This is a genomic window from Nonomuraea soli, from assembly GCF_013761175.1.
GTDB classification, from domain to species: Bacteria; Actinomycetota; Actinomycetes; order Streptosporangiales; family Streptosporangiaceae; genus Nonomuraea; species Nonomuraea soli.
In genome coordinates this window covers 220,146-232,454 of the sequence record NZ_JACDUR010000007.1, presented here as the reverse complement: position 1 = coordinate 232,454, position 12,309 = coordinate 220,146, and the positions used below count along the sequence as shown (strand labels likewise).

At 72.8% G+C, this 12,309-nt stretch carries 1 protein-coding gene; it reads right to left on the bottom strand.

Going from position 1 to position 12,309, the window contains the following annotated elements:
* Positions 1-2 precede the first annotated feature (2 nt).
* The gene (locus HNR30_RS46995) at positions 3-12,254 is read right to left on the bottom strand and encodes a non-ribosomal peptide synthetase (RefSeq protein WP_220134294.1); all 12,252 of its coding nucleotides are present in this window, start codon (positions 12,252-12,254) and stop codon (positions 3-5) included.
* Positions 12,255-12,309 lie beyond the last annotated feature (55 nt).

The following is a 12,309-nucleotide window of genomic DNA, read 5'->3' as shown; positions in this document are numbered from 1 at the left end:
ATTCACGCACTCCCTCTCACGCGTTCGCCGTTCATCGTGAGATCCAGGTCGAGGATGGAGGTCATACGGCGAGCCGGTTCGTTGTCCTTGGCCGGTTGCCCGGCCGGTTCCTTGTCGAGCCACAGGCGCCTGCGGTTGAACACGGGCGCGGGCAGGGGCCTCCTCTGGGCCGGGGCGCCCTCGCGCAGCTCCGGGTCGAGCTGGCTCAGCACGAGGTGGGCATTGGTGCCCCCGAGGCCGAACGAGCTCACCCCGGCGACGCGCACCTTCCCGGCATCGGCCCAGTCGCGCGGCTCGGTGCTCGGCCGGAAGGGTGAGGCGTCGAAGTCGAAACGCGGGTTGGGCCGCTCGCACGACAGCGTGGGCGGGATGCGCCCGTGCTCCACCGCGAGGGCGGCCTTGAGCAGTCCGGCGATTCCCGCGGCGCTCAGCGTGTGCCCGATGTTGGACTTCACGCTGCCGATCGCGGTGGCGCCCTTCGCGTCGGTGCTCTCGCGGAACACCTGCGTGAGGGCTCGCAGCTCGATCGGGTCGCCGATCAGGGTGCCCGTCCCGTGCGCCTCCACCAGGCCGATCTCCGCGGCGCTGCGGCCGGCGGCGGCCAGCGCTCGCCGTACCACGTCCGCCTGGGCCTCGGGGTTGGGCGTGGTGATGCCCATCGTGTGCCCGTCGTTGTTGACGGCGACGGCCTCGATGACCGCGTGGATGCGGTCGCCGTCCGCCAAGGCGGCGGCCAGCGGCTTGAGCAGCACGACGCCGCAGCCCTCGCCGGGGACGAACCCGTCGGCGCTCTCGTCGAACGTGTGGCACCTGCCGGTCGGCGACAGGGCCTTGGCCGCGCTGAGCTGGAGGTAGTCCTCCTCGTCCAGCAGCACCTCCACGCCGCCCGCCAGGGCCAGGCGGGACTCGCCGGCGAGCAGGCTGCGGCCGGCGAGCTGGACGCTGACCAGCGAGGAGGAGCAGGCGCTGTCGACCACGAGGTTGGGGCCGTGGAAGTCGAAGTGGTGGGCGACCCGGGCGGCGATGAAGTTCTGGTCGGAGGCGAGCCCGCCCGCCCGCACTCCTGCGCGGCGCCCGTAGCCGGACATCCTGGCGCCGGCGAACACGCCGACGTCGGAGCCTCGCAGCTCCGCCGGGTCGTATCCGGCGTCGCTGAGGGCGGTGGCGCAACATTCGAGGAACATGCGGATGGCGGGGTCGAGCGCCCGCGCCTCCTGCTCCGTCATGGCGAAGAAGCCGGCGTCGAAGCCTTCGATGTCGTCGACGAAACCGCCCCACTTGCTGATGCTCCGGCCCAGGCGCGGCTCGGGGTGGTAGAGCTCGCGGTGGTCCCAGCGGGACTCGGGGACCTCGCCGACGGCGCAGCGGCCGGAGGTGAGGTTGTCCCAGAAGGTGTCGAGGTCGGGGGCTCCTGGGAGGCGGCAGGCCATGCCGATGATCGCGATCTTGCCTTCCGCGTCAGGCGGGGCTGACGCGGTGGGCGCGACACGCTCGACGACTCCGGCCGTCGCCGCCGGCCCGGCCGCCTCGACCGCCTCGGGGGTCTCAACCGGCTCGACCGGCTCGACCGCCTCGGGGGTCTCGACCGGCTCGACCGGCTCGACGGTCTCGCCGAGGTGTTCCCTCAGCTGGTCCAGCGTCGGGTAGTCGAGCAGCACGGAGGGCTCCAGGTGCCTGCCCAGCCGCCCCTCGATGCCCTTCACCAGCTCGGCCAGCATCACCGACTCCACGCCGAGCTCGCCGAACTCGGCCGTGGGGTCGAGCGACTCCAGCGGGATGCCGAGCATCTCGGAGAACAGCGGCGCCAGCCAGTCCCGCTCCTGCCGTACAGGTTCGGACGGCCGGGTGGATGTCGCCCGAGAAGGCAGGAGCAGAGCCTCGACATCCACCGAGCCGTCCTCGGCCGGACAGGGCAGGATGCTCGCCCCGCCCGGCAAGGCCAGGACCCTTTCGAGGATCCGCAGACCCTCGTCGTCACCCAGGGTGGCCACGCCCACGGGGGCGCAGACGTTGGGCTCGCCACGGGCACCGCCCGACTCCTGCCACTGCGGCCAGTCGACCGACCGGAACTCGGGCCGGCCGGAACGCCGCTGGTAGCCCGTGAACAGGTCCACGAAGGTGTTCGCGGCCGCGTAGTCGGCGACGCCGGAGGCCAGCCGCGGGACCACGGCGCAGATCGAGGAGAAGGCCAGGAAGAACGCCGGCCGGTCCTGCGAGCAGAGCTCGGCCAGCACCTCCAGCCCGCCGGCCTTGGGAGCCATCACCTGCTGGATGTCGGCCAGGTCCTTGTGGACCAGCGACGGCCTGCCCTGGCTGCTGCGCCCGGCGCAGTGCACCACGCCGCCGATCGGGCCCAGGCTGGTGCGGGCCTTGTCCAGGAAGGCAGCGATGTCCGAGCGTTCGGTCAGGGGCCCGGTGTGCACGAGCACGCGTGCGCCGCCGCCCTCCAGCCCCCGGATGACGTCGATCGTCTCGCGGGCGGCGTCGGGCAGGCCGGGCCTGTTCCACTGCTCGCGGGGCGGCAGCGGGCGGGCGCCGATCAGCGCCAGCTTCCTGGCTCCCCGTTCCACCAGATGCCGGGCCACCAGCGCGCCCAGGCCCCTGGTGCCTCCGGTGACCAGGTAGACGGCTTCGGGGTCCGGCCGCAGCTCGGTGTGCGGGGCGGCCACCTCTTGCAGGCGCGGCCGGTGGCGCCGCCCGTCGCGGTAGCAGATCTCGGTGTAGGCGTCGGTCGCGCCCCACTCCGCGAGGAGCTGCGCGGCCGTGGGCCGGTCGGTGTCGACGACCGTGGCCGTCACGTTCGAGTACTCGGCGGAGAGCATCCGGACGAACGAGGCCTGCCGGGCGCCGCCCAAGCTGGGCGGCGGGCCTTCGAGGTCGAGCAGGCCGCTGGTCACGTGCAGCACCCGCAAATCGGTACGGCCGCGCAGGGCACGTTGCAGCAGCGCGAGCCGTGCGGTCTCGTGGGCGGTGCCGACCTGGTCCAGGTCGCACAGGTCGATCCAGCCCGACGGCTCGAAGGGCAGGTCGGCGCCCGGCTCGGACGACAGGGTGACGCGGTCGGGGCCGATGGCCCCGGCCAGCTCTCGGGCGAGGTCCTCGGTGCCGGGGGTGAACAGGCACAGGACCTTTCCTGTGATCTCGCGTGCCTGCGGTTCCTCGGCGGCGACCCAGACCTTCTCGTAGAGAGGGGTCTCCCGCCGCGGCTCAGGGGTCTCCGGTTCCTGCCGTGCCGGTGTACCCGAAGGCTCCTGTCGTGCCGGTGTACCCGAAGGCTCCTGTCGTGCCGGTGTGCCCGAAGGCTCCTGTCGCACGGGTGTGCCCGAAGGCTCCGGCACCCAGCACCGCATCCGCGCGAAGGGGTAGGTGGGCAGCTCGATGACCCGCGAGGCGCCGCCGTGCAGCCGTTCCCAGTCGACGTGCCCGCCCGAGACCCAGTGACGCCCGATCGCCTGCAGGTCGGCTCCCTCCGGTTCCCGCTGGTCCGACGCCGTGGCCCGGCCGCGCAGCACGCCCGCGTCGTCGCCGCCGGCGAACCGCTCCAGCCGGTCGCACAGCTCCGGGACACCGGTGACCACCACGGCCAGCCGTTCGCGCAGCGGCTCGCGCCCGGCCTGCAGCGTGTAGGCGACATCGGCCAGGCGGGGCCCGGCGCCCTCGTCGAAGGTCCGCACGAGGTGCGCGGCGAGCGCGTCGCCGGTCATCTCCGTGCCTGCCTGCCCGGAGGCCACGCGCCGCAGCTCCCGCAGCAGCCCTTCCGTGTCGGTCGCGCCGCCGGTGCGGCGCAGGTGCGCGGCCAGCCTGGCGGCCGACGCGCGCAACCGCTCCTCGTCGTAGGCGGACAGCACGGCCAGTTGCGGGCCGCCGGAGCCGGTACGGGGCGCCGGCCCGGACGTGTACTCCTCCAGCACGGCATGCGCGATGGTGCCGCCGGCGCCGAACGAGCTGATGCACGCCCGCCGCGGCCCGCCGGGCCAGTCGGCCAGCTCCCGCTGCACGCGGAAGGGCACCCGGTCCCAGTCGATGTTCGGGTTCAGCTCCTCGGCGTGCAGGGAGGGCACGAGCTTCCCGTGCCGCATCTGCAGCACGATCTTCGTGAGCCCCGCGATGCCCGCCCCGGCCTCGACGTGACCGATGTTCGACTTGACGGAGCCGATCGGGATGCTGCCGAGCGGAGCGTCTCCGAACACCCGGAGCATGGCGTTGACCTCGATCGGGTCGCCCAGCTCCGTGCCCGCGCCGTGGCACTCCACGTAGCCGATGGAGGCGGGGTCCACGCCGGCGTCGGCGATGGCCCGGCGCACGAGCTCGCCCTCGGCGGCCGGGTTGGGCACCACCCAGCCGTTGGTCTTGCCCGAGTGCAGCACGCTCGTGCCCCGGATCACCGCGTGGATGCGGTCGCCGTCGGCCTCGGCCCGTGAGAGCGGCTTGAGCAGGACGACGCCGGCTCCCTCGCCCGGCACGAACCCGTCGCCTCCGGCGCCGAAGCTGCGGCACACGCGGTCCGTGGCCGTCAGTTTCATCCGCGAGTGCTGGATGAACTTGTTGGGATGCAGCGAGAGGTTGATGCCGCCGACGAGGGCCAGCCCGCACTCGCCGTACCTGAGAGAGCGGACCGCCAGGTGCAGCGCGGTCAGCGACGACGAGCACATCGTGTCGACCGTCATGCTGGGGCCGGTCAGGTCCAGGTGGTAGGAGACCCGGTTGGCGACGCCGCCGGTGGTGGCGCCGGTGTCCTGCGGCGATCCCATCAGGGTCTGCTCGACGCCGAAGAAGGGGTACTCGTTGTACATGACCCCGGCGTAGACGGCCACGTCGGAGCCGCGCAGGCGTGCGCGCGGGTATCCGGCGTCCTCGAGCGCCTCCCAGGCGACTTCGAGGAAGAGCCGCTCCTGCGGGTCCATCAGCGCGGCGTCGCGAGGGGTGATGCCGAACAGCAGCGGGTCGAACCTGTCGACGTCGTCGAGGAAGCCGCCCCACATCCGGTCGACCGGCCAGCCGTCGCGGGCACGTTCCTGCGGGATCCTGGTGACCGAGTCGCGCCCGGCGGCCAGGTTCTCCCAGAAGGCCGCCAGGTCGGGCGCCTGCGGGTAGCGTCCCGCGATGCCGATGATCGCGATCGCGTCGTCGTCCGCCGGGCGGGAGACGGCCGGAGCCTGGGCGCGCTCGCCCCGGCCGAGCGCGGCGGCGACGCCCGCCAGGTCGCGGTGCTCGAAGAACAGCGTGCGCGAGCGCTCGCCCAGGTCACGCTCCAGCCGCGCGTTGAGCTGCGCCACGATGTTCGACGTCAGCCCGTACTGCTCCAGCGGCACGCGGACGTTGAGCTGGGCGGCGGGGATGCCCGACACCTCGGCGTAGGTCTCCTTGAGGTAGTCCTCCAGGTCGTCCACCGGCCTGGGCGCGGCCGTCGCCGGCCCGTCCTGGGAGATCCAGTACGGCTGCGCCGCGAACGGATACGTGGGCAGCTGCACCCGCGCGGCGGGCGTGGTCCAGTACTTCTCCCACGGCACGTCCTGCCCCGCCATCCACGCGTCGGCGGCCTCGGCCTCGCTGCCGGGATCCGCGGCGGCGCCCGGCGCCTCCACGACACCAGGCTGCCGCTCGCCCGCCAGGAACGCCTCCAGTCCTTCCCGCAGCCCGCGCAGGTCGGAGCAGGTCACGGCGATCCGGTACGGCAGGGCCACCCGGCCTGTCTGGGTGGTGAAGGCGATGTCGGCCAGGGAGTCGTCGGTGTCGGTGAGGTGGTCGAGCATCCGCCTGGCCAGGGTGGACAGCTGCTCGTGGCCCGCCGCGGAGAGCACGACGGCGTGCTGACGCCCGTCGGGGCGTGAGGGCTCGCGCGGCGCGGCGGCCCGCAGCAGGGCGTGCCCGTGGGTGCCGGTCGCGCCGAAGGCGTTGATCAGCGCCCGGCGCGGCTCGCCTTCCCACGAGCCGAGCCGGTCGGCCACCTGGACGGGCCCGCCGTCCACCGGATGGCCGGCCGCGAGCGTCGGGGCGATCTGGCCGTGCCGCATCTGCAGCAGCACCTTGGTGAGCTGCGACAACCCTGAGGCGGCTTCGAGGTGGCCGATGTTCGGCTTGACCGTGCCGACCGCCACCGGCCGCGGCCTGCCGTCGAAGACCTGGGTGAGCGCTTCGAGTTCCGCGGCGTCGGCGAGGGTGGCACCGGCCGCGGCGCACTCGACGTAGGAGACGTCACCGGGCGTCGTTCCCGCCCGCTCGAGAGTCTGGCGCATGGAGGCGGCCATGGCTTCGGCGCTGGGCGCGGTGAAGCGGCTGCTGTGGCCTGCGTGCGCGATCCACGTGCCTTCGATGATGCCGTGGACCACGTCGCGGTCACGCCCGGCGTCCTCGGCCGGGCGGAGCAGGAGGGCTCCGACGCCCTCACCGACGGTCCAGCCGGGGTGGTCGTCGTCGAAGGCCCGGCCGGCCGGGTCGTCGGTGAGCAGGTCCAGCCCGTCCAGCAGGCTCGCGTGGTAGGGGTCGGCGACAAGGCTGACGCCGCCGACGACGGCCGCGTCGCACTCCCCCTTCCGCAGGCTCTCCGCGGCCAGGTGCAGGGCCGTCAGGGCGGAGGAGCAGGAGGTGTCCACCGCGATGCTCGGGCCGGTGAAGTCGAAGAAGTAGGAGATCCGGTTGGCCGCGTCGGAGGAGGTGGCCGACACGAGGGCCTGCCCGCCCTCCTTCCAGGCGGCGGCGCCCGCGTGCTGGTAGTCCTGCCACATCGAGCCGACGAACACGCCGACCCTCGGCGCCGCCCGTCGCAGGGACTCGGCCGTGTGACCGGCGTTCTCCAGGCATTCCCACACGCTGTGCAGCAGCAGCCGCAGCTGCGGGTCCAGCTGCGCGGCCTCCTGCGGCGCGATGTGGAACAGCAGGCTGTCGAACCGGTCGATGTGCTCCAGGTAGCCGCCGGGCACCGGGCCGCGCGGGCTGGAGCCGATGGCGGAGGTGCCGGAGCTGAGGTTGCGCCAGAAGGCGTCGAGGTCGTCGGCTCCGGGGTAGCGGCCCGCCAGGCCGATGACGGCGATGTCGTCGGGCCGGGAGTACACCGGCGCCTCGCCCGTGGACGAGGCCCGCTTCGGATGGGACGCCGGCCCGCCCAGGAAGGCCTGGAGGAAGCGGTGCCCGTCGTCGAGGTCGAGCTGGTCGCGCAGCCGGTCGAAGGCGATGTCGCCGATCGGGCACAGGCCCAGGCCGCTCGCCGCCTGACCGGTCATGAGCAGCTGGCCCAGGTAGCCCGCTTCGAGGGTCAGGTACTTCAGGCTCTGCTCGCCGTACAGCGGCTCTATGCCCTTGAGCTGGCCGACGAGGTAGAGGCTGAAGGCCGCCCGGTCGTAGGTCGGGCGGTTGTAGGAGAAGTGCACCGTGCGGTCGATGTCCGGCCGGTCGTTGACGAGCTGGAGCGCGTGCTCGCGCGGGTGGTAGTAGTAGACGCCCTCGGCCAGGCCGTCCACGCCGTCCTTGGCCACGTGCAGGTAGGCCTGGACGGCGTAGGTGTCGCCGGCCGACGGGTAGAGGTGGCGTTCCTCGCCGTCGATCCGCCTCTCGCGCAGCAGGCCGAGCAGCCGGGACAACGCGTGCCGCGGCACGGGGCCCTGCCCGAACTCGCGGATGCTGGACCGCCAGGTGTAGTGCTCCTGCGCCACGTCGAGCGTTTCCAGGCGGATCGCCTCGGCGCCTGCGCGCCGCAGGTTCCACGCGCCCTCCTTGAAGGCGGCGCGGTCCTCTGGCGAGAAGAACTCGACCTCGGCGGGGGCGTCCTCGGCCGGTGCGGGCTCGGCCGGTGCGGGCGTCGCGGGCTGGGGAGCCGGGGCGCCGGCGGGCAGCTGCGCCGCCACGGTCCGCGCGATCCCGTTGACCGTCGGGTTCTCCAGAAGCGCCGACACCGCGATCCGTGTGCCCCTGCTCTTCTGCAGCGCCTTGGAGACCTGGACCATCGTGAACGAGGTCGCTCCCTGGTCCCACAGGTCCTGCGCGGGGTCGACCTCACCGCCGTCGAGCAGCCCGGCGAACATCGCCGAGATCTCCCGCACCAGCTCGTCCGCGGGCGCGGCGGGCGCCGCCTCGGCGGGGCTCTCGCCGTTGACCGGCCATGGCAGCGCGTCGCGGTCCAGCTTGCCGTTGTCGGTGGCGGGGAACGTCGTGAGGAAGGCGACGTAGTTCGGCACCATGTAGTCGGGCAGCGTCTCGGCGGCGTGCCCGCGCAGTTCCGCCACGGAGGGCGCCCGCCCGGACTCCGCGATCACGTAGGCGACGAGCTTGCGCTCCCCCGCCTCGTCGTCGCGGGCCACCACGACCACGTCCCTGACGCCCGGATGCAGGCGCAGCCGGTGCTCGATCTCGCCCAGCTCCACGCGGAACCCGCGGATCTTGACCTGCGCGTCGGCGCGGCCGAGGAAGATGATCGTGCCGTCGGGGAGGTAGGCGGCACGATCACCCGTGCGGTACATCCGCTGGCCCGGCTCCCGGGCGAACGGATCGGCCACGAACCGCTCGGCAGTCAGCTCGGGCTGGTTGCGGTAGCCGAGGCTCAGGCACTGTCCGGCGATGTGGAGGTCGCCCTCCGTCCCGACGGGACAGGGCTGCTGATCCTCGTCGAGGATGTAGTACCGGGAGTTGTCGATCGGCCTGCCGTACGGGATGCTGCGCCAGGCCGGGTCGACGGCGCCGACCTCGAAGTAGTTGGACCAGACCGTGGCCTCGGTCGCGCCGCCCAGGCTGACGATGGAGGCGTTCGGGAACAGGCCGCGCACGGCGTCGGGCAGCGGCAGCGGTGTGTAGTCGCCGCTGAGGAAGACCAGGCGCAGGTCGCCGGTCCCCGGCCGTCCCGCCCGCTCGGGGAACAGCTGCGCGAGCTGGTTCAGCGTGGTGGGCGCGGAGTTCCAGAACGTGATCGGCTCGTCGAGCAGGGCGTCGAGCAGCAGGTCCGGGTCGCGCTGCTGGCCCTCGTCGGCGATGTAGAGCCCGGCGCCGCATCCGAGGAGACCCAGGATGTCGAAGACCGACAGGTCGAAGCCGAGCGAGGTCACGCACAGCCCGACGTCGGAGGGGCCGAAGCCGAACGTGCGGTAGCACCAGTTGAGCAGGTTGAGCACCGGCCGGTGTGTCACCTCGACGCCCTTGGGCTTGCCGGTGCTGCCCGAGGTGAAGATCACGTAGGCGAGGTCGTCGGGTGAGTTGACCGGCTCCGGGTCGCCGCGGTCGTCCCGCAGCTCGTCGTCCAGCTCGACGGCGCGTACCTGCTCCGGCACGGGCCAGCCGGGCGTCCGCGGGCAGGTGAGCAGGATGTCCGCGCCCGCGTCGGCCATCATCACCCGTGCCCGCTCCGGCGGCAGCGACGGCTCCAGCGGCAGGTAGGCGCCGCCCGCCTTGAGGATGCCGAACACGGCGGCCACCATGTCGAAGCCCCGGCAGAGCCGGATGCCGACGATCGTGCCGGGCCCCACGTCGAGGCTCTTCAGGCGCCACGCGATGGCGTTGGCGCGGCTGTTGAGCTCGCCGTACGTCATGGTGCCCTCGCGATGCCGCAGGGCGATCGCGTCGGGATTGTTCCTGGCCTGCTCCTCGAAGAGCAGGTGGACGGGGCGGGTGTCGGGGAAGTCCCTGGCCGTGTCGTTCCAGGCGTAGAGCATCGTGTCGCGGTCGGCGGCCTGCCGCTTCTCTCCTCGCAGCGCCCTTTCGAAGGCGTCGAACAACTCGGCGGGCTCCCCCTCGGCGAAGGCCGACTCCGCCACGTCCCAGTAGTAGGCGAGCCGGTCGCCCTCCCTGACCACGATGCAGTCCAGGGCGACGTCCGGCGTGTACGTCATCCACGGCCCGGCTTCGACGCCCTCGGGGAGGGTGTGATCGGTCAGGTCGAGGATGCTCGTGTAGACGACGGGGAAGGCGTAGGACCTGCGGCGCCGCTCCTTCATGATGATCTTGCGCAGCGCCGCCAGGCCCGCCAGCGTGCCGTGCTCGGCGTCCGCGGAGATCTGCCGGTGATAGGCGCCCGCCGCGTCGTCGGCGGTGTGCGTCACCCAGCTCAGCGCCGTGAACTCGCCGGGGCGGTAGGGCTGGGACTCCTCGGTCCACCGCACCACCGACACGGTGAACGGGTCGGTGAAGCGTGCCGACAGGGCGTCCGTCAGGGCGGCGAGCACGAGCGCGTCGGGTGTCACGCCCTGCTCCCGTGCCGCGGCCTCGACGCGGTCCCACTCGGCCAGGCTGCCCCGCAGCCGCGTGCGCCGCGAAGGCGTGCAGTCCAGCGGCGGCCCCGGCGGCATGTCGCCGAACCGCTCGCTCCAGTAGCCGTCGTGCCGTTCCGCGACGTGCTCGTCCGGCGGCAACGGTTCTCCGACCGCGGCTGAGGGGTCGTCGTAGAGCCGGAACAGCTCGCGCAGCACGCGGTGGATGCTCATGCCGTCGAGCACGGTCAGGTCGATCGCGATGTGCACGGTGTCACCCTCGGCGCGCAGCTCCCACTGCGGCCAGCGGCCCAGCGGGAAGGCCCGCCCGGCCATCTCCTCGACGCTCACGTGGTCGGCGACCGGGATCGTCCAGGTCCGGGGCGCGCCCGGCCTGACGCGTAGCCGGCCGTCGTGCGTGACCTCGGAGCGCAGGGCGTCGTAGGCGTGAACCATGCGCATCCACGCCTGCGACAGCCGGTCCACGTCGAGATCGCGCACGTGGAAGCTGTGATAGACCTGGCAGCCGTCGAACTCGTGTGATCCGCCCGCGCGGGCGACGAAGTAGGCCTGCTGCAGCTCGTTCAGCGGCCGCTCCACGGCATCGCCGTCGGCGGCCAGGGCGCGCAGCGAGTTGACGAAGGCGGCGAACACGCTCTCCAGCACGCCCGGCGCGAACCGGCCGGGGGTCACGTCCCAGCGCAGCTGCAGCGCTCCGCCGTACTCCCACATCTGGTGGTCGAGCGCCACCCCCGAGGTCTGGCTCAGCGCGTAGGTCACCGGCGGGACGGTCTCGTCGGGCCGCGCGTCCAGCAGGCTCGTGAAGACCACGGGCAGGCTCACGCCGGACCGCAGCTCGCGCATGACGGTGACACCCGGCACGCCCGCGTGCCCCAGGTCGCTCCAGAGGGCGTGGTGTACGGCTCGCGCCGCCTCGCTCAGCGGCTCGCCCGCCGTGTCGTCGGCGGCGAACACCGCCGTAGACGTGAACGGGCCGACGACCTCGTCCACCTCGCGCGGCAGCCAGGCCCTGCCGGTAGTGGTGAGCGCGATGGGGAAGGCACGACCCTCCACACGCTGGAGCGCCTCGGCGAAGAGCGTGAGCGCCAGGGAGGTCGGGGAGACCTCGAGGCCGGCCGCGATGCCGCGCAGCGAGCTCCACTCCTGCGAAGTCAGCTCGGCCGTCATCGCCACCCGCTCGCCCGCCTCGTCGGAGTGCATCGCGGGTCCCTGCGGCAGATCGGCCAGGCGCTTCCTCCAGTAGTCGAGGTCGCCGGGGTTGCCGCGGTAGCCGTCGAGCGCGAGCACGCAGTCCCTCAGCGAGACCGCCGGGGCCGCCGGCTCGTGCTCCGGATCGTGGTAGCAGCGCCACCAGTCGCGCAGGAGCACATCCAGCCCGCGCCCGTCCGTCACGCTCGCGTCGATGCTGAAATGCACCGTGGTCCGGCCCGACACCTCGATGGCGAACGGCGGCCAGGCGCCGACCGGCGACACGTGCCGGGAAAGGCGCACACGAACCTGCTCGCCGTCGCCGTCGTGGACGGGCAGCTCCCACTCGGGAGCCTGCTCCAGCACGCGCTGGGTGCCGTCCTCGCCCACGACCAGCCGGAGCGCGTCGTGGTGCTCCACGACCCGCTGCCAGGCCGAGCGCAGCCGTCCGGCGTCCAGGCCGTCCACCTCGAACTCGCGATACACCTGGCAGCCCACGGCGTCGGCAGAGAAGTCCTCGTCCTTGCCCAGGACGTAGGACTGCTGGACGGGCGTGAGAGGGAAGGGCTCGAACCTGGCGCCGGGATCGGCCTCGATCACCGGTCCCGCGGGCTCCGCCGTGCTTCCCTGCTGGGCCGTACCTCTGACCTCGTCGATGCGCGCGGCCAGGTCGGCCGGCGTGGTGCACTCGCCCAGCCGCTCGACCGGCAGGTCCAGCGAGAACTCCCGCTGGATGTCGAACCACACCCGCACCGCGGAGATCGAGTCGAGCCCGTTCTCCCTGAGCGACGAATCCGGGGCCAGCTCCGCGTCGCCGGGCAACGCCTCGGCCAGCAACCGGATGACCGCCTCGATCGTGCTTTCCATCTGATCCATGGCCTCCTCCGTGCTTGCGACGCTAACGACGCGGCGCGGCCGTGCCTGCTCAAGA

Coding starts and splice junctions, on each gene's coding strand:
- HNR30_RS46995 (WP_220134294.1), bottom strand. CDS start 12,254: ATGGATCAGATGGAAAGCACGATCGAGGCGGTCATCCGGTTGCTGGCC.